This window comes from Altererythrobacter sp. BO-6, from assembly GCF_011047315.1.
Lineage (GTDB): Bacteria > Pseudomonadota > Alphaproteobacteria > Sphingomonadales > Sphingomonadaceae > Erythrobacter.
Genome location: NZ_CP049259.1, coordinates 2,252,623 through 2,270,000, shown reverse-complemented (window position 1 = coordinate 2,270,000; position 17,378 = coordinate 2,252,623). Strand labels below are relative to the sequence as shown.

Here is a 17,378-nt window from a genome sequence, read left to right as displayed (position 1 = left end):
CGGAAAGAGACCATCGCCGTCGCCGACGCCAGTGAGAAATTCCGTAGCGGCGGATACGAGATCGTCGTGCGCGCGCAAAGCCGCTTGGGGCAGCTCTTGATAACCGACGCAGTGATTGATGGCGTTCGCGCGACGGTGATTGTCGATACCGGTGCGCAGACCAGCCTCGGAAATCTGGCGCTGCGCGAACGCATCCGCGCCCGGCGCGCGCAGGAAATCGAGACGATGGACGTCAATGGCGTGAAGCTGATGGGCGAGCTGTCCTATGCGCGGAAGATGCAGATCAACGGGCTGCAGATCAACAATGTGCCGATCACCTATGCGGATGCCCCTGCGTTCGAAGCGCTGGGCCTGAAGGACAAGCCGGTCCTGTCGCTGGGCATGCAGCATCTCAAGATGTTTGACCGGATTGCGATCGATTTCTCCAAGCGCCGCATCCTGTTCGATGTGCCGGACGAGTTCGGATATCAGAAGGTGAACTTTCGCGATGGTGCCTCCCGCCTCTAACTGCGGCGCACGATCGATGTCAGACGGCGCGCACTTGTCTTAACCGCGCATTGGCTCCACATCGGGGCCCTGATGCCGCCCGATACCTCCGACCCTGCGCCGCTCGAAGCAGACGGCTGGCACACCATGCGGCGTTTCCTGCCGTATCTCTGGCCGCGCGAAAATCCCGCGCTCCGGCGGCGGATCGTCGCGGCGATGGCATTCGTGCTGGCGGCCAAGGCGGTCACGCTCGCCCTGCCCTTTGCCTATAAATATGCCGTCGATGCAATGGCTACCCCGGCCAGCGAGAGCGCGATGGTCGCGCTCTCGCTCGTACTGGCTTATGCGCTGGGCCGCTTCACCGGCGTCGCCTTCGACAATTTGCGCAACATCGCCTTCGAGCGGGTCGGCCAGATGGCGACATTCAACCTCGCGCGCGACGTGTTCGAACGGCTGCACCGCCTGTCGCTGCGGTTCCACCTGAACCGCCGCACCGGCGAAGTCACCAAGGTAATCGAGCGCGGCACCAAGAGCATCGACACGATGCTCTATTTCCTGCTGTTCAACATCGCGCCGACCGTGATCGAGCTGATCGCGGTGGGCGTGATCTTCTATCTCAATTTCGGATGGGACCTGGTGCTGGCGACTGGCCTGGCGGTCGTGACCTATATCCTCGTTACCCGCTGGATCACCGAATGGCGCACCAAGCTGCGGCGCGAGATGAACGAGCTTGACGGCAAGGCGCTGCACCGCGCGGTCGATTCGCTGCTCAATTATGAAACGGTCAAATATTTCGGCGCCGAGGCGCGCGAGGAAGCGCGCTACAGCCAGGCCGCCAGTGCCTATGCCGAAGCCGCGATCAAGTCAGAAAATTCGCTCGGCATCCTCAACATCAGCCAGGCGCTGATCACCAACCTGCTGATGGCCGGTGCGATGGCTTATACCGTGTGGGGCTGGAGCAAGGGTCAGCTGACGGTGGGCGATCTGGTGTTCGTGAACACCTATCTGATGCAACTGTTTCGCCCGCTTGATATGCTGGGCTTCGTCTATCGCTCGATCCGGCAGGGGCTGATCGACATGGGCGAGATGTTCAAACTGATGGATACGCCGGTCGAAGTGCGCGACCGGCCGGGTGCGCCGGCGCTGGTGGCGCGGCGCCCGCATATCACCTTCGATCACGTCACTTTCGGCTATGATCCGGACCGGACTATCCTGCACAATCTCAGCTTCGAAGTGCCTGCGGGCGCGCATATCGCGATCGTCGGCCCGTCAGGCGCGGGCAAGAGCACGATCGCGCGGCTGCTGTTCCGTTTCTACGATCCGCAAGCCGGGCGCATCCTGATCGACGGTCAGGATATCGCTGCGGTCACGCAGGAAAGCCTGCGCGCGCAGATCGGCATCGTCCCGCAGGACAGCGTGCTGTTCAACGACACGATCGGCTACAATATCGGCTATGGTAGCAACTTCGCGCGCGAGGAGGATGTGGTTGCCGCAGCGCGCGACGCCGCGATCCTGCCTTTCATCGAGCAGCTGCCGCAAGGGTTCGCCACCGAAGTGGGCGAGCGGGGGCTCAAACTGTCCGGCGGGGAGAAGCAGCGCGTGGCGATCGCGCGCACGCTGGTCAAGAACCCGCCGATCCTGCTGCTCGACGAAGCGACCAGTGCGCTCGACACTCGCACCGAGCAGGACATATTGGCGACGCTGCGCCGGGTCAGCCGCAACCGCACCACCATCGCCATCGCCCATCGGCTGTCAACGATCGCCGATGCCGACCGCATCCTGGTGCTGGAAAATGGCAGGCTGGCAGAGGCCGGCCGCCACAGCGATCTGCTGGCAGCGGACGGCCTCTATGCCGATATGTGGGCGCGCCAGGCGGCCGAGCGCGAAGGCCAGGCCGAGGCCGCCGAATAGTTGGCGCTTACTCGCCCGCGGCCTGAGGTTTGCGCAAACCCGCGCTGGCAAGGTCGAGTTCGCTGAAGGGGATCACTTCCACCTCCCCGCGCAGGGCCTTGAGATCATCGAGGAAATACTGCGCATCGCCCACGATCACCAGCGAGGCCCGCTCCGGCGCGAGATATTTGGCGGCCGCATTGCGGACATCATCCGGAGTGACATTGGCCAGGCTTTGCGCCACCTCGAAGGCTTCCTTGGGCTGAAGGCCATTGAGCAGCAGGCTGGCAACGATCCCGTTGAACCCGCCGCTGGTTTCCAGGCTGCGCGCCAGGGCACCGCCCAGAAACAGGCGCCGCTTTTGCAAGGCATCCTCGTCCAGCGCCTCCTTGCCCAGCAGCGCGAACTGATCGAGGAACACCGCCGCCACTTCATCCGCGGTTTCGTTCTTGGTCTGCGCCTGTGCGGTCAGTGTCGCTTCGTCCCGCCGCGTGTCGAGCGAGCTATATGCGCCATAGCTGAGCGCGCGCTTGGTGCGCACTTCTTCAAACAGGCGACCATTGCTGCCCGAACCAAGCACGGTGTTGGTGAGCCACAGGTCGTAATAGTCCGCATCCTGGCGCGCCAGCGCGCGGACACTGGCCCGCACCGCCGCCTGGCCGGCGTTCGGTAGGTCGATCACGATGGTGCGGGGCGCCTTTGCAGCGCCTGCGGCATCGTCGATCGCCGCCGGAACGGGGCGGTCAGAGGTCCAGTCACCGAACAATCCGCCCGCCAATGCTTCCGCCTCGCCTGACGACAAGCCGCCACTGATCACGATCCGGGCCGCGCCCGGATGCCAGTAAGTCTCGCGATGGGCGATCAGGTCGTCGCGCGTGATCGCCGGAATGCTGCTGGCATTGGCGACCATGCCATAGGGCGCATCGCCATACATCACCCGCATTTCGACAAAGCTTGCCAGCGTTCCGGGGTCCTTCATCGCGGCGCTTAATCCATCGAGCAGCCGCTTGCGTTCAGTCTCCAGCTCCCGTTCGGGGAAGCTGGCGTTCTGCAGTATGTCGACCAGGACAGTCCCGGCTTCCCTGAGATTGGCGGTAGGCGCCGTGAGGCTGACAAAGCTGCCGTCCATACCGGAGCTGAAGTTCAGGCGCGCACCAAGCGATTCGAGCGCAGTGGCGATCTCACTCGCACTGCGGGACGCGGTACCCTTGTCAGCGACCGACGCGGCCAGCCCGGCCAACCCTGCCTTGGCCGCCGGATCGGTCGCATTGCCACCACGGAACAAAAGTGTGATCGTGGCGATCGGGACATTGGTGGTCTGCGCGCTGACCAGCGGAATACCATTGGCGAGCTGAGTCTCGACGAACTCGGCGCGCACAACTTCGGGCGCGGCAATCGGCGGCGGGGGCGCTTCGCGCTCCGCTTCCGGACGGACCGCCAACGGCTTGCCGGTTGGCGGCGGCACGGTGTCATATTGCGGCCGCGGCACAGGGTTCGCATAGCTCGCGGGATTATCCTCACCCGCCTGGTAGGTAATGTTGACGAGGCCATCGGGGCGCAGCCACGCCTGCGCCACGCGCTGGACATCGGCAATGGTAACCGCTGCGATACGTTCGAGGCGAATATCCGCCGCATCGGGATCGCCGGTCGAGACGAGCGCTTCGCCCAGTTCGAAAGCCCGGCCCTGGGCGGTCTGGCGCGAAGAGAGCGCAGATGAGAAAATCTCGTTCTTGGCCTCGCGCAATTCGGCTGCGCTGACCGGCTCGGTGCGGATGCGGTCGATCACCTGCGCCAGAGCCGCCTGCGCATCCGGAATGCTCGCTGCGGGCGACAGGACCACGGAAGAGGCCAAGAACCCGGCATCTTCGAACATCTGTTCGTTATGCAAAGCATTGACCGCCAGCCCGCTGCGGACAAGAGCCTCATACATGCGGCTGTTGTTACCCCGGGCAAGGATCGCGCTGAGGACTTCAAGCGCTGCGGCATCGGGGTGGGTGGCGGGCGGCGCCTTCCACAGGCTGCCAACTACCGGCAACGGCACATTGGGCGCGGTGGCATTGACCGTGCGCGGCTCCGTCCGCTGCGGTTCCTCACCCTCGATATCAAGGCTGATGGGATTGGCGCGACGCGGGATATCGGCGAAGTATTGATCGACCAGCTGGCGCAGACGGCCAATTTCGAAATTGCCTGCCACGATCAGGGTCGCCGTGTCGGGCCCGTAATAAGCCTGGTGGAAGGCCCGCGCATCATCGAGCGTGGCCGAATCGAGATCCTCGATGCTGCCGATCCCCGGGCGACGCATCGGCAGCACGTCATAGGCGTTCTCGGTAATCACGAAGGTCTGCAACCGGCCATAGGGCGGTGCGAGTACACGCTGGCGCAGCTCTTCCTTCACCACGTCGCGCTCTTTCTCGAACACCACGCTGTCCACCACCGGGAACGCCATCCGTTCGCGGTGCGTCCACAGCATGGTCTCGAGGTACTCTGCCGGCACCGTCTCGAAATAATTGGTGCGATCGACCCAGTTCGATGCGTTGCGCTGCCCGCCGACATCTTCAGTCAGCTTGTTGATCATGTTGTAGGGCATGTTGAGCGTCTGGCGGCTCAGGATATGCTCGAACAGATGCGAAAAGCCCGAGCGGCCTTCCGGATCGTGCTTCGCGCCGACTTCGTACCACAGCGAAGTGGTGACATTGGCGGTCGAATTGTCGGGGATCGCGATCACCTGCAACCCGTTGTCCAGCACCCAGCGGGTATATTCGATCTTCGGCGCGCTCAGCGTGGGCGCGGCGGCGCCCGCGTGGTCATCCGCCAGCGCTGGCGTGGTGAGCGCAATCACGGATGCAGCAGCGCTTGCGAGCAAGAATCTTCCAGTCATTTTCGTCCCCGTTTGTCGAATTCCACAATGCAACGGTTTGGCCGCAGGAAGCGTTCCGAATCAATCGGATCGGACAAAAAGTCTGTGAAGTGCCGAGTTCTATCGACGTGCGGCTTGGCTCAACGCCTCAAGCAGTGCCAGCGCCCGTTCGCCATCCGCTGCCGGGACGAAGGCATGGTCGTGATGGTAGGCCGCCACCATGTTGCAGGCGATGCCGTGCTCGGCCAGCGTACTGGCAACCGCCGCGGTCAGCCCGAAGCCTTCCAGCGAGGAATGCACCATCAGCGTGATCCGCGCGAACGCCGGCCCTTCCTCGCCCAGCTCGCGCGCGAGCGGCTCCGGCACGATCGCGGTGACGCCCTCGTCTTCGCGGAAGGTGCCGATAGCCGCGCCCAGCGCTTGCGGCACGGTGGAGGGCGTGACCACCATGAAGCAATAGTGCACCGGATCGAGCCGCGGCGCCATCTGCGCCACCATCTCATGCCGATCCGATACCGGCTCCATCACAGGATGTATTTCGAAAGGTCGCTGTCGCCGGCAAGGTCGGCCAGCCGGTCGCGGACATAGCCTGCGTCGATCGTCACGGTTTCGCCAGTATGTTCCTCCGCCTCGAAGCTGATGTCTTCGAGCAGCCGCTCCATCACCGTCTGCAAGCGACGCGCGCCGATATTCTCCACGCTTTCGTTCACTTGCGCCGCAATCTTGGCGACTTCGGCAATCGCATCCTCGGTGATGTCGAGCGTGACCTCTTCGGTGCCGAGCAGCGCGCGATACTGTTCGACCAGGTTCGCGCGCGTCTCGGTCAGGATCCGCACAAAGTCCGCTTCGGTCAGCGCCCGCAGTTCGACCCGGATCGGCAGGCGCCCCTGCAATTCGGGCAGCATGTCGGATGGCTTGGCAACGTGGAATGCCCCGCTGGCGATGAACAGCACATGGTCGGTCTTCATCGGCCCGTATTTGGTGCTGACCGTGGTGCCTTCGATCAGCGGCAGCAGGTCGCGCTGCACGCCTTCGCGGCTAACCGAGCCGCCGCGCACGTCGGAAACCGCGATCTTGTCGATCTCGTCCAGGAACACGATCCCGTTGGTTTCAGCGTTTTCCAGCGCGACGCGGGCGACATCGTCCTGGTCCATGCGCTTTTCGGCCTCTTCGTCGACCAGCCGGTCCCACGCATCGGGCACCTTCAGCTTGCGCCGCTTGGTCGGCTTGCGCCCCATCGCCTTGCCGAACATTTCGGACAGGTCGATCATGCCGACATTGCCGCCCATATTGCCCATGTCGAAAGGCATTTGCGGCGCTTCGACCACGTCGATTTCAACCTCGACGTCGTTCATGGCGTTCTGGACGATCCGCTCGCGGAAAGCCTCGCGCGTCGCTTCGGACGCATTCTCGCCCACCAGCGCGTTGAGCAGCCGGTCCATCGCCGCCTTGCTCGCCGCCTCGCGCACGGCTTCGCGGCGGCGCTCTTTCTCAAGCCGGATCGCTTCTTCGGCCAGGTCGCGTGCGATCTGTTCGACGTCGCGCCCGACATAGCCGACTTCGGTGAACTTGGTCGCTTCGACCTTGATGAAGGGTGCATTGGCCAGCTTGGCCAGGCGGCGGCTGATCTCTGTCTTGCCGCACCCGGTCGGCCCGATCATCAGGATGTTCTTGGGCGTTACCTCGTCGCGCAATTCGCGGCCCAGCCTTTGGCGGCGCCAGCGGTTGCGCAGCGCCACGGCCACGGCGCGCTTGGCATCCTTCTGGCCGATGATGTGCTCGTCGAGCGCGGCGACGATCGCCTTGGGAGTGAGTGCTTCAGTCATGGGGCGGGTGTTTCTCAGATGCTCTCAAGGGTGACATTGCCATTGGTGAAGACGCAGATGTCGGCCGCGACCTGCATGGCCTTGCGGGCGATCACCTCGGCATCGTCTTCGTAATCGGCCAGTGCGCGGGCCGCCGCGAGCGCATAATTGCCGCCCGATCCGATCGCCGTGATCCCGCCTTCAGGCTCCAGCACATCGCCATTGCCGGTCAGCACCAGCAGCACATCCTTGTCTGCCACGATCATCAGCGCTTCGAGATTGCGCAGGTATTTGTCGGTGCGCCAGTCCTTGGCCAGCTCAACCGCGGCGCGCAGCAACTGCCCCGAATATTGCTCCAGCTTCTTTTCCAGCCGTTCGAACAGGGTGAACGCGTCCGCGGTCGCACCGGCAAAACCGGCAATGACCCTGCCGCCTTCGCCGATCCGGCGCACCTTGCGGGCATTGGGCTTCATCACCGTATTGCCCATCGAAACCTGGCCATCGCCCGCGATAACGGTGCGATCGGCGCGCTTGATGCCAACGATGGTGGTGCCGTGCCACTGCACCAGGCCGTGGCTGTCGTTCTGTGTGCTCATGCCGCGGGATATGGGGAGCGGCGGCGCGCGGTCAAGCTACGGACCGCCCGGCCCGCCTCCCGCGCCGGGAGCGCCAACCTGCCCGATATTCCCGAACAGGTCTTCGAAGAAACTGCGCTCGCGGCCCAGGGTCGGGGTCTTGTCACCATCGGGCGAGAAGAACGCAACCTGGTCGATCCCGCTGCGCTCGGCCGAAATCACATTGCCGGCGTCGTCGAAGCGCACCGCGAGGACCGAATGCTGCTCAATGCGCGGACGGACAAAGGGGCGGCGGCCAGTCACGCTGGACACATAGTACCAGGTCGGCTGGCCATATTGGCTGGCAAAGCTTGGCCGGCCCAGCGTCTGTTCGACCGAACGCTGGTTGTCGAGCCCGGGCTGGATCGCATCGACCAGCAAGGCATCGGTCACATAGCCACGCGATTCGCGGATCGAATTGCAGCCTGCCAGGCCCAATCCAATTGCAGCCACCAGTGCGATCTTGAACGCTTTGGTCCTAACCATGCGAAACGCAAACCTTCTTTGTTTCGGGTGCCTCGCGCATTGCCCGCGCAGCAACCCTTCCTATATGTCGGCCACGAGCCTTAGGGCGATGGCGCGCGGCTTGCAACGCCGCGTGTTGCCGCCACTGGGCAAACTCGATTGAATTGCGGCTGAACGCCGCCGATGCGGAGCGCAATACGCCATGTCATTCCTGTCCAAGCTGTTCGGTACCCAGCCTGATCCGCGCGAAGCCGTGCGCCCGCTGTGGCACAAGGTGGTGGAACTGGCCCGCGATCCCGCATGGTATGCTGCCTGCAAGGTCGCGGACGAGGTCGACGGGCGGTTCGACATGATCACCGCTGTGCTCAGCACGGTGGCGGTGCGGCTGGAAACAGCCGACCTGCACCGCGAAAGCGCGCTGCTGTGCGAATTCTTCGTCGAGGATATGGACGGCCAGCTGCGCGAATTCGGCATCAATGACGTAGTGGTGGGCAAGCATATCGGCCGGCTGATGAGCGTGCTCGGCGGGCGCATGGGTGCCTATCGCCCGGCGCTGCTCGCTGGCGACTCTGAAAAGCTCGGCGCGGCGGTGGAGCGCAATGTCAGCTTCGCCGAGGGCGGATCGCCCGCCTGCGTCGCCAGCAAGCTGCAGGCGCTGCACAACCATCTTGCCACGCTGGATGGCGAGGCTTTGCTCGCCGCCAGCTTCGGCCTGCCTGAAGCCGCCCAATGAGCGCACCTGAATTCTCGCGCATGATCAAGGTCCGGCCGCTGCCGGGTGACCGGTTGCACATCGAGGCGACCGAAGCCGAGCGCGCCGCGCTGGCGCAGCGGTTCGGGCTGCCGGAAATCCGTGCCTTGTCGGCTGACCTTGACCTGGAACAGGACGGCAAGGCCGTGCGCGCGACCGGCAGGCTGAATGCGGCGATCACGCAGCTTTGCGCCATCTCGGGCGAAGAATTCGAAACCTCGATCAAAGAGCCGCTGGTCCTGCGGTTTGTGGCTGAGGGCACTATCAGCCAGGCCCTGTCCGAAGATGACGAGATCGAAATCGAACTGGCCGCAGACGATCTCGACGAGATCGAATTCAGAGGCGACGCCTTCGACCTGGGCGAAGCGGTGGCGCAATCGCTCGGCCTTGCGATCGACCCCTATGCGGAAGGGCCCAATGCCGATGCGGCGCGCAATCGGGAAGGGATCAGCAGTGACGAGGACCAGGCGCCATCAGGCCCGCTGGCCGAGGCGCTGCGCGCGTTGAAAAAAGAATAGCGAAAGCAGCTTGAGGCCGGATTGGCCTGACGGGCCGAGACCGTTTCAATCCCCAAGCCGCCTCTGTTCGCTTTCGATCAAGGATTGAAGCTCGCCAATCCGCGCCTTCATTCCTCCCAATACGCGAAGATTGAACTGATGGTGCTGGCCGACACTGGGAATTTCCCTGATTGCGTCAGGTCGCGCGGCAAGCGCACGCGCCAATTCCTCCGCCCGGTCCGGTGTAACGTTCAGTTCGCGGACCTCGCCCTCAAGCTCTTCGAATTCCAGCAATTCCTGAGTTGAAAGCAAACCGGCAGCACCCGCGTCGAACCTCTCTTCTGCGAGACGGTCCTCCCCAACACGGGCATCATTGGCGATTTGCCCATAATGGTCCGCCAGCTGCCGACGCAGCTCGAACGAAGTGATCAGCCGCATCTGCCCAGTATCTTGGAGCTCCCTGTAGACGAAAGCGCTTACCGCCGGGAACGAACGCCAGGTGGAAGTTTCGATCGCCCATGGAACCATTGCCGGGTCATTGCGGGCGCGCTCGGGAGTTTTGATCAGGCTATCCAGCTTCTCCACCGCATCAAGGCGTGCGGCTGCCCATCCTTCCGCAGCGATAACGCCCGATAATTCAATCTCCAGATCGTCGTGCAGGCGTGCAAGATATTGCCGTTCTCGTTGTCGATCCGCTCGCTCTTCGGCCCATTGGTCGAAACCGAGCGCGATCAAGATACCAGCAACAACAACGACAAGCTCGACAAAGACAGCCAGCCAGTCCTGCCGTGCCAGCCTGGCCGGCAACCGATCCCACTTCGCGCAAAATCGCTCAAGGAACACCGCTTCCCCCCTTAATGCTCATTCGCAAATCGGCATCATAACCAATCCGAAGCGTTTACAAAGACGACAGTAGGAGCCGGAACAGCGAGTGCCCAACGTTTCGAGGCCGGTTGCCTTGAGCGGACTTTAACCTTCGTCGCTTTCGCCCTCCTCCGCATCGGAGGTATTGCGCTTCATGCGGTAGAACACACGATCGATGCAGCCGGTGATACCCTGTTCCATCGGCTTGAACTTGGCCCTTTGCAGCATGGTGAAGGCGGATTTGCCGAATTCCTCGGTCGGCTGCGAATCCAGCACTTCGATATTGCCGATCTCACCCCAGGTCGCGACATCATAGCGGACGATCGCCCAGCCTTCGATTTCGCGCCGCAAGTAGGCGGGCGGATAGCTGAGGCGCGGCGGCGCGGACCAGCGATCGTCGACATCGCAGGCAGCGGGCGATGCGCCGAAATCTTCCTCTTCGGGCGCATCGGGTGCGGCGATGATCTCCGCTCCCTTGCCAAAGCTCGCGACGCATACAGTGCGCGGCCCATCGCGAAAGCGCGACTTGGCGATCGCTGCCATCGCTTCCTGTTCCAGCCCGGCATTGCCCGAACTGGCAACGATCCGCAGGTTCTCCGGCACTCCGGCGGGATCGATGTCATAGCTGAGCGTCAGCCAGCCGCGCGTGCCGGCTTCTTCGGCAACCGCGCGAAAATCGGGATAGACCCGCATCAGCGGCAAGGGCCGGGGCGATGACCGGCAATCACCCGTGGCGACCCGCTCGCGCAGCTCCCTGGGCCATTGGCGGGTGGCGGTATAGCCGTCGCGCCGCAGCAATTCGCTCAAGGGAGCATCGGCGAGCGAGGCCGCTTGATGGGTGTAGGTGAGCGAACACTTGACCGGGGCGCCAACAGACTTGAACCGGCTCGCAGCGAGTGAGGGCATCAGGTCTGGCACCGGGGCGTTGCGCTGGTTGCCTTCAGTCAGGGCAATCGACAGCGGCCGTCCGGTGTCATCGAGCGTGAAACTCAGCGTAACCGGCGCAACATCGGACTGGGTTCGCCAGGCGAGCACGCCCATCGGCCGGTGCAGTACGAGCGGCGCAGGTTGCGCTGCGCCGTCACAGTTTAGCTCACCCGGGACCCAAGCGACGAATTGCTGCTCGTACTGAACGCCGTTGGGGCTGGTTGAGATCGGCGGTCGAAGGGGAACATCGCCCGCAGCAGCAATTGCGACCAGGATTTCGAACAAGACAGGCTACTCCCGAAGAGGTTGAGTTCGCCGGTTATGCATGTTTTTGATCAGAAAGGAATATCGTCGTCGAGATCGTCGTAATTGGAGCCGCCGCCGCCCGACGAGCCGCCCTGCCCGCCGCCGCCGAAGCCGCCGCTCGACTGGCCGCCACCGCCATAACCTCCGCCCGAACGCTGGCCGCCGCCATAGCCGCCACCGCCACCACCGCCGCCGCTCGCGCCGTCAAGCATGGTCAGCGTGCCATTCATGCCGCGGATCACCACTTCGGTGGTGTAACGGTCCTGCCCGTTCTGGTCCTGCCATTTGCGGGTCTGCAGCTGGCCCTCGATATAGACCTTGCTGCCCTTCTTCAGAAAACGCTCGACCACGCCGACCAGACCTTCAGAGAAGATCGCGACGTTGTGCCACTCGGTCCGTTCCTGCCGCTCGCCGGTGTTCTTGTCCTTCCACGTCTCGCTGGTGGCGATGCGCAGATTGGCGACCTTGCCGCCGTTCTGGAAGCTGCGGATTTCCGGATCGGCCCCCAGGTTCCCGATGAGCATTACCTTGTTGAGTGACCCGGCCATGTGTTCTTTCCTTCGCTACAATCCCAGCGCTACCGCGCCCCAGTAAGTGATTCCCGCGAAGGTGTAAGCGAGCGCGAACAAATACCCAACCATGAAGGCGGGCCATTTCCACCCGTTTGTCTCGCGCCGGGCGACAGCGATCGTGGAAATGCACTGCGGCGCGAACACGAACCACGCCAGGAACGCCAGCGCGGTGGGCAGGCCCCACAGCTCGGCAACCTTGCCGCGCAGCGCCTCCAGCGTCTGGTCCTCGCTCTCCGAATCGACCGCATAGGTCGTCGCCAGCGAGGAGACCGCCACTTCGCGCGCGGCCATCGCTGGCACCAGCGCCAGCGTCATCTCGCGGTTGAAGCCGATCGGCTCGAACGCGGGATGCATCGCGGTGGCGATCTGCCCGGCGAAGCTGGCATCGACCTGGCTTTCGCCCGGATCGGCCTTGGGGAAGGTCAGCAGCAGCCACAGCACCACGGTGGCGGCAAAGATGATCGTGCCCGCGCGGCGCAGGAACACGAAGGCGCGCTGCCACAATCCGATCAGCAGGTCCTTCAGGATCGGCCACTGGTAACGCGGCAGTTCCATGATGAAGCCGCTCGCCTTGCCCTTGGTCACGGTGCGCCGCAGCAGCAGCGCCGCCGCCATCGCGCCGAGGATGCCAGCGACATAGAGCCCGAACAGCACCAGCCCCTGCAGCCCGATGAACGGGGCTACCCTTGTATCGGGAATCACCGCACCGATGATCACCAGATAGACCGGCAGCCGCGCCGAACAGGTCATCAGCGGGGCGATCAGGATCGTGGTCAGCCGGTCCTTCGGATCGGCAATGCTGCGCGTCGCCATGATGCCGGGAATGGCACAGGCAAAGCTGGAGAGCAGCGGGATGAAGCTGCGGCCAGAGAGGCCCACGCCGGCCATCAGCCGGTCCATCAGGAAGGCGGCACGCGCCATGTAACCCGACGCCTCCATCACAAGGATGAAGAAGAACAGGATCACGATCTGCGGCAGGAACACCACCACCGAGCCGACCCCGGCGATCACGCCTTCGGTGACGAGGTCCCGCAGGAAGCTCTCGGCAAAGTTCGCCCGCACGATGTCGCCCAGCGCGCCCGCGCCCGCATCGAGCGCGTCGGCAAAGGGCGTGGCCCAGGCGAACACTGCCTGGAAGATCACGAATAGCAGGCCGAAAAGGATGACCGGCCCGATCCACGGATGGAGCAAAACCCGGTCAAGCCGGCTGTTGAGCCGGTGCGCGGAGCTTTCGGAAATGATTGCGGCGCGGGCAATGTTGCGCGCCGCCAGCCGCCGCTCGGGCAGCGACAGGTGCCCGATCCGGCGTTCATCCTCATGCCCGGGCGCGGTGACCTTCGCTTCGCCGATGGCTGCGGCAAGCTGGTCAAGCCCGCGCCGCCGCACCGCCACTGTCGGCACCACCGGCACGCCCAGCGCATGGCCCAGCGCCTCGGGATCGATCACCAATCCGTCGCGTTCGGCCAGGTCGATCATGTTGAGCGCGACCACCGTTGGGCGGCCCAAAGCGATCACTTCCTGCGCGAACACCAGATGCTGTTCGAGATTGGCCGCGTCGAGCACCACCACGATCACGTCAGGTTGCGCTTCGCCCGCGAATTCGCCGAGCACGACCTTACGGGTCACTTCCTCGTCCGGGCTGGAGGTTTCGGCCAGGCCATAGCTGCCCGGCAGGTCGATCAGTTCAGCCGGCTCGCCCGAGGGCAGCACCAGCCGCCCGGCCTTGCGCTCCACCGTCACGCCCGGATAGTTGGCGATCTTCTGGCGCGCGCCGGTCAGCGCATTGAACAGCGCGCTCTTGCCGGCATTGGGATTGCCCACCAGCGCCACAGTGCGGACGGGGTTCATTCCGCCACCTCTTCCAGTGAAACCTGCATCGCCGCTGCATGCACGCGGCGCAGCGCCACCGTCATCCGCCCCAGCGTGATCGCCAGCGGGTCGGCCCCGCCAAAGACGCCTCGATGCGCGATCGACACCTCGGCTCCTTCGTCGATACCCAACGCGCGCAAACGCAGCGCCTCTTCGGGAGCGAGCGTCTCCCATGCCACACTTGTAATACGGGCGTGGGCACCGTGCGGAAGCTGGTCAAGCGTCATGCCGCCGCGCTGCCAGACCGCGCAGCTAATTGCAACCGATTCTCAATAGACATAACGCGCGCGCCTCAAAAATCGACGCTTTAGGAGCAGCTAACTCGTTCAGTGTGAAGGGTAACGCAACCGGCCAAGGAAGCGCGTGACGCTGAACCCTTCCCGCTCGCCGACCGTGAACCTCGCCTTGAACTTCTCGAACTTCATTACCCCGTCGATCCGGCGATCGAGGAAGGCACGAGTCGCCTGCTTGCCCTCGCTCTCATCATCGATGAAGACGGCCAGCGTAGCGCTGTAGATCCCGGCCAGGATCGCCCGCTTGGTGTAATGGTTGTAATCGGTCGCGGTGTCGCCTGCGAGCCGCCACATCTTGTCCGCGCTGCGCCAGCCGATCTTCAGTCCGCGCGCGGCGTTCTGCGGCTGCGCCATAACCGCCATTGCGCGGCGGACGGCTTCCTCCAGCCCTTCCACTGCATCCAGCCGAAACTGCACCAGCGCGCGGATCCGCTCGCGGATTTTCATCGTGGCGAGCTTTTCAGCGGGCAGTGCCTCGGCCATCTGCGCGTCGATCGTGTCGATCCAGGCTTCGATCATGTCCATCGCGCCGCCCGGATAGGCGAGCCGAACGACATCGGGATCGGCACCGGCCATATCGGCAGCATGCAGCAGTGCCGCATCGCTCCACCCGTCGAAGATCGCCGAGGCGGCGACTTCGGGGGCCAGTGCCAGCCGCAGCTCGTCCAGCGTCATGTCGGCAAGATCGGCCATGTCAGGCGCCCGGCCCATAGCTGCCCGATGCGCCCTTTTCCTTGCGTGCGGTATCGGCCCGCTCGAATTCGGCCAGGATCGTGCTGTTTCCGGTCATCAGCGAAGCATAATCGCGCGCGGTGCGGCCGGAATTGTCCGAGCGATCGGGGTTGGCGCCCTTTTCGAGCAGCAAGCGGATCAGCGCAGCGTCGCGCCGATGCACGGCGGCAATCAGCGGCGTTTCCCCGGCATTGTTGGTCACTTCGATCTGGGCGCCCGCCTTGATCAGCGCTTCCACGCCTTCAAGATAGCCCAGCGTCACCGCCAGCTGGATCGGATAGACGCCCTTCTTGTCGCGAATATTGGGATTGGCCCCGCGCGAGGTGAGGAAGCGGATCCAGATCGCATCGCGCCGCTCGGTCACGATATGCAGCGCGGTTTCGCCGCTGGTGAGGTCACGGGTGTTGACGATCGTGGTGCCCGGCTGGTTGAGCGCCTCGGTCACGGCATCGCCATCGCGATCTTTCACGGCCTTGAGGAATTCATAGCCTTCCGAAAACATCTGCGCGGACGCTGGGCTCGCCGTGAGCGCGCCCAACGCTCCAAACAAGGCGAAAACCATTGCAATCCTGCGCATAACGGCATGCGTCACGCTGTCATCCTTTCAAAAACCCTGTCACACCCTACATCGCGGGCTGTTCACTATAGCCGGTTAGCAGACCATGAACCGAGACACCATGCTTGAGAAATTCCGTAACTTGCGCTGGGTTCCGCTTGCCGCCAGTGCGCTGGCGCTTGCCGCATGCCAGGATGCCACGCCGCAGGCCGAAGCGCCGCTGGCCGGGGCCAGCATCGGCGGGCCGTTCGAACTGACCGATTCCGCTGGTGAAACGGTGCGTTGGGACGATTTTGCGGGCAAATACCGCATGGTCTATTTCGGCTTCACCTATTGCCCGGACATCTGCCCGACTGACGTCCAGCGGATGATGCAGGGCTATAACGCATTCGCCAAGGCCGAGCCTGAACTGGCGGCGCAGATCGCCCCGATCTTCATCTCGGTCGATCCCGAGCGCGACACGCCGCAAGTGGTGGGCGAATTCACTGCCGCCTTTTCCGACAAGCTGATCGGCCTCACCGGTACGCCCGAACAGGTCAAGCAGGCCGCAGACAATTTCCGCGTGTTCTATTCGCGCGGCGAAGACACGCCGGGCGGCGGATACCTCGTCGATCATTCGGCCATCGTCTATCTGTTCGGCCCCGATGGCGCACCGATCGCCACCCTGCCGACCGACCAGGGCGCCGATGCCGTGGCAGCAGAACTGGCGAAATGGGTGAGCTGAGGGACAGTTTCTGGACCCTGCCGCTGGGCGATCTGACCCGGGCGGAGTGGGAGGCGCTGTGCGATGGCTGCGGGCGCTGCTGCCTGCACAAGATCGAAGACGCGGATACCGGCGAAATCGTCGATACCAATGTCGCCTGCAAGCTGCTCGACACCAGCACCGCGCGCTGCACCGATTATCGCAACCGCAAGGCCTTCGTGCCCGATTGCTTGCGGCTGACCTACAATATCGTCCAGCATGTCAACTGGCTGCCCGCGACCTGCGCCTATCGCTTGCGCGCTGATGGCGAGCCGCTGCCCGAATGGCATTACCTCATTTCGGGTGACCCGGAGGCAGTGAAGCGCGCGGGCATTTCAGTGTCCGGGCGCGTGGTGAGCGAGACCAAGGCCGGCCCGCTGGAACATCACATCGTCGATTGGGGCACGCCATGATCGACTGGCTGCGCAAGGAAATGCTCGAGCCCGAGATCGAACTGGGCGGGCGCACCGTTCCGATCGTGCTCAAGCGCCATGCCCGCGCGCGGCGGCTGACGCTGCGGCTGGCTGCCGATGGCCAGGCGGTGCAGATCACCCTGCCGCAATGGGCACGCAGCCGTGAAGCGATTGCCTTTGCCCACGCACGGCGGGAATGGCTCGCCGCGCAGATGGCCAAGCTGCCTGTGCGCGCTGCCCCCCTGCCGGGCGGCACGATCGCCTATCGCGGCGAACAGCTGCGGATCGAATGGCGCGAGACTGCCGCCCGCCGGCCGGTACTGAGCGATCGGCAGATCGTCATCGGCGGACCGCACGAGGCGCTGGAGCAGCGGCTGGCACGCTGGCTGGAGCGCGAGGCGCTGGCCCTGTTCGAGGAGGACGCAGTCCATTACTGCCGCACGGCGCAGCTTGAACCGGTGCCGGTGGCGATTTCGCGTGCGCAGCGGCGCTGGGGCAGCTGTTCGGACCGCAAGCGCATCCGGCTCAACTGGCGGCTGGTGCAGGCGCCCGATTTCGTGCGGCGATCGGTCGTCGCACATGAAGTGGCGCATCTGGTCCATTTCGATCACAGCCCCGCCTTCCATGCGCTGCTTGGCGACATCTATGAAGGCGATATCGGCGCGGCGGACCGCTGGCTGAAGCAGCACGGCAGGTCGCTTTACACCAGCTTCGGCTGAACCGCGCCGCCATCGCCGCG

Annotated in this window: 19 protein-coding genes (1 of these 19 running past the window's edge); 7 read left to right on the top strand and 12 right to left on the bottom strand. The window is 64.1% G+C overall.

The features are described from left to right. Together G6N82_RS11120 and G6N82_RS11115 are read left to right on the top strand one after the other, a co-directional pair. Positions 1-507, top strand: partial view of an aspartyl protease family protein gene (locus tag G6N82_RS11120; RefSeq protein WP_165196478.1) — the 3' portion only. 459 nt of this gene lie to the left of the window's left edge; the window shows 507 of its 966 coding nt (coding positions 460-966); its start codon lies beyond the left edge, outside the window; it ends in the stop codon at positions 505-507. Positions 508-579: 72 nt separating this feature from the next. Further along, positions 580-2,397, top strand: a complete 1,818-nt coding sequence (locus G6N82_RS11115) for an ABC transporter ATP-binding protein/permease (RefSeq protein ID WP_165196477.1) — start codon at positions 580-582, stop codon at positions 2,395-2,397. 7 nt (positions 2,398-2,404) lie between these two features. On the opposite strand, the gene G6N82_RS11110 is transcribed toward G6N82_RS11115, so the two are convergent. The 5 genes from G6N82_RS11110 to bamE all read right to left on the bottom strand — a co-directional run bounded on the left by G6N82_RS11110 (position 2,405) and on the right by bamE (position 8,138). Further along, a complete protein-coding gene (locus G6N82_RS11110) occupies positions 2,405-5,254 on the bottom strand; it encodes a pitrilysin family protein (protein WP_165196476.1) in 2,850 nt (949 codons plus the stop codon). Between the two features lie 99 nt (positions 5,255-5,353). Continuing rightward, positions 5,354-5,758 carry an ACT domain-containing protein gene (locus G6N82_RS11105; RefSeq protein ID WP_165196475.1) on the bottom strand — a complete coding sequence of 135 codons (405 nt, stop codon included), beginning with the start codon at positions 5,756-5,758 and terminating at the stop codon, positions 5,354-5,356. Further along, on the bottom strand, positions 5,758-7,059 hold the full coding sequence (gene hslU / locus G6N82_RS11100; RefSeq protein ID WP_165196473.1) for an ATP-dependent protease ATPase subunit HslU: 1,302 nt from the start codon (positions 7,057-7,059) through the stop codon (positions 5,758-5,760). The genes G6N82_RS11105 and hslU overlap by 1 nt, the downstream gene beginning before the upstream one ends. 14 nt (positions 7,060-7,073) lie before the next feature. Next, a complete protein-coding gene (gene hslV / locus G6N82_RS11095) occupies positions 7,074-7,634 on the bottom strand; it encodes an ATP-dependent protease subunit HslV (protein WP_165196471.1) in 561 nt (186 codons plus the stop codon). Positions 7,635-7,670: 36 nt separating this feature from the next. After that, positions 7,671-8,138, bottom strand: coding sequence for an outer membrane protein assembly factor BamE (bamE, locus tag G6N82_RS11090; protein WP_165196469.1), 468 nt, complete (start codon positions 8,136-8,138; stop codon positions 7,671-7,673). 181 nt (positions 8,139-8,319) lie between these two features. Between bamE and G6N82_RS11085 the strand changes: the two genes are divergently transcribed. Beyond that, complete coding sequence (locus tag G6N82_RS11085; RefSeq protein WP_165196467.1) at positions 8,320-8,850, top strand: ubiquinol-cytochrome C chaperone family protein; 531 nt, start codon at positions 8,320-8,322, stop codon at positions 8,848-8,850. Then, positions 8,847-9,386, top strand: a complete 540-nt coding sequence (locus G6N82_RS11080) for a DUF177 domain-containing protein (protein ID WP_165196465.1) — start codon at positions 8,847-8,849, stop codon at positions 9,384-9,386. The genes G6N82_RS11085 and G6N82_RS11080 overlap by 4 nt, the downstream gene beginning before the upstream one ends. 45 nt (positions 9,387-9,431) lie before the next feature. On the opposite strand, the gene G6N82_RS11075 is transcribed toward G6N82_RS11080, so the two are convergent. The 7 genes from G6N82_RS11075 to G6N82_RS11045 form a co-directional block, all read right to left on the bottom strand. Beyond that, entirely contained in the window at positions 9,432-10,208 is a 777-nt protein-coding gene (locus tag G6N82_RS11075) for a hypothetical protein (protein WP_165196463.1), read from the bottom strand. 126 nt (positions 10,209-10,334) lie between these two features. Continuing rightward, positions 10,335-11,441: a TonB family protein gene (locus tag G6N82_RS11070; protein ID WP_165196461.1), complete on the bottom strand. Its 1,107-nt coding sequence runs from the start codon at positions 11,439-11,441 to the stop codon at positions 10,335-10,337. Between the two features lie 50 nt (positions 11,442-11,491). Further along, positions 11,492-12,010, bottom strand: coding sequence for a single-stranded DNA-binding protein (ssb, locus tag G6N82_RS11065; protein ID WP_165196459.1), 519 nt, complete (start codon positions 12,008-12,010; stop codon positions 11,492-11,494). Positions 12,011-12,025: 15 nt separating this feature from the next. Next, positions 12,026-13,882 (bottom strand): ferrous iron transporter B, encoded by a 1,857-nt coding sequence (locus G6N82_RS11060; RefSeq protein ID WP_165196457.1) that lies wholly within the window; start codon positions 13,880-13,882, stop codon positions 12,026-12,028. Then, entirely contained in the window at positions 13,879-14,130 is a 252-nt protein-coding gene (locus tag G6N82_RS11055; RefSeq protein WP_165196455.1) for a FeoA family protein, read from the bottom strand. Before G6N82_RS11055 ends, G6N82_RS11060 begins: the two co-directional genes overlap by 4 nt. Before the next feature lie 99 nt (positions 14,131-14,229). Further along, complete coding sequence (locus G6N82_RS11050; protein ID WP_165196453.1) at positions 14,230-14,889, bottom strand: COQ9 family protein; 660 nt, start codon at positions 14,887-14,889, stop codon at positions 14,230-14,232. A 1-nt stretch (position 14,890) separates the two neighbouring features. Further along, positions 14,891-15,520, bottom strand: coding sequence for an ankyrin repeat domain-containing protein (locus G6N82_RS11045; protein ID WP_346773731.1), 630 nt, complete (start codon positions 15,518-15,520; stop codon positions 14,891-14,893). A gap of 70 nt (positions 15,521-15,590) precedes the next feature. On the opposite strand from G6N82_RS11045, the gene G6N82_RS11040 reads away from it, so the two are divergent. From G6N82_RS11040 to G6N82_RS11030, 3 genes are read left to right on the top strand one after another with little or no spacing between them, the layout of a single operon-like run. Continuing rightward, entirely contained in the window at positions 15,591-16,208 is a 618-nt protein-coding gene (locus tag G6N82_RS11040; protein ID WP_165196451.1) for an SCO family protein, read from the top strand. Then, positions 16,196-16,639 (top strand): YcgN family cysteine cluster protein, encoded by a 444-nt coding sequence (locus G6N82_RS11035; protein WP_165196449.1) that lies wholly within the window; start codon positions 16,196-16,198, stop codon positions 16,637-16,639. Before G6N82_RS11040 ends, G6N82_RS11035 begins: the two co-directional genes overlap by 13 nt. Continuing rightward, the gene (locus G6N82_RS11030) at positions 16,636-17,358 is read left to right on the top strand and encodes a SprT family zinc-dependent metalloprotease (RefSeq protein ID WP_165196447.1); all 723 of its coding nucleotides are present in this window, start codon (positions 16,636-16,638) and stop codon (positions 17,356-17,358) included. The genes G6N82_RS11035 and G6N82_RS11030 overlap by 4 nt, the downstream gene beginning before the upstream one ends. Positions 17,359-17,378: the final 20 nt, after the last annotated feature.

Excerpts from the sequence above, each read along its gene's own strand:
- G6N82_RS11115 (WP_165196477.1), top strand. The coding sequence starts at position 580 with ATGCCGCCCGATACCTCCGACCCTGCGCCGCTCGAAGCAGACGGCTGG.
- G6N82_RS11110 (WP_165196476.1), bottom strand. The coding sequence starts at position 5,254 with ATGACTGGAAGATTCTTGCTCGCAAGCGCTGCTGCATCCGTGATTGCG.
- G6N82_RS11105 (WP_165196475.1), bottom strand. The coding sequence starts at position 5,758 with ATGGAGCCGGTATCGGATCGGCATGAGATGGTGGCGCAGATGGCGCCG.
- hslU (WP_165196473.1), bottom strand. The coding sequence starts at position 7,059 with ATGACTGAAGCACTCACTCCCAAGGCGATCGTCGCCGCGCTCGACGAG.
- hslV (WP_165196471.1), bottom strand. The coding sequence starts at position 7,634 with ATGAGCACACAGAACGACAGCCACGGCCTGGTGCAGTGGCACGGCACC.
- bamE (WP_165196469.1), bottom strand. The coding sequence starts at position 8,138 with ATGGTTAGGACCAAAGCGTTCAAGATCGCACTGGTGGCTGCAATTGGA.
- G6N82_RS11085 (WP_165196467.1), top strand. The coding sequence starts at position 8,320 with ATGTCATTCCTGTCCAAGCTGTTCGGTACCCAGCCTGATCCGCGCGAA.
- G6N82_RS11080 (WP_165196465.1), top strand. The coding sequence starts at position 8,847 with ATGAGCGCACCTGAATTCTCGCGCATGATCAAGGTCCGGCCGCTGCCG.
- ssb (WP_165196459.1), bottom strand. The coding sequence starts at position 12,010 with ATGGCCGGGTCACTCAACAAGGTAATGCTCATCGGGAACCTGGGGGCC.
- G6N82_RS11060 (WP_165196457.1), bottom strand. The coding sequence starts at position 13,882 with ATGAACCCCGTCCGCACTGTGGCGCTGGTGGGCAATCCCAATGCCGGC.
- G6N82_RS11055 (WP_165196455.1), bottom strand. The coding sequence starts at position 14,130 with ATGACGCTTGACCAGCTTCCGCACGGTGCCCACGCCCGTATTACAAGT.
- G6N82_RS11050 (WP_165196453.1), bottom strand. The coding sequence starts at position 14,889 with ATGGCCGATCTTGCCGACATGACGCTGGACGAGCTGCGGCTGGCACTG.
- G6N82_RS11040 (WP_165196451.1), top strand. The coding sequence starts at position 15,591 with ATGAACCGAGACACCATGCTTGAGAAATTCCGTAACTTGCGCTGGGTT.
- G6N82_RS11035 (WP_165196449.1), top strand. The coding sequence starts at position 16,196 with ATGGGTGAGCTGAGGGACAGTTTCTGGACCCTGCCGCTGGGCGATCTG.
- G6N82_RS11030 (WP_165196447.1), top strand. The coding sequence starts at position 16,636 with ATGATCGACTGGCTGCGCAAGGAAATGCTCGAGCCCGAGATCGAACTG.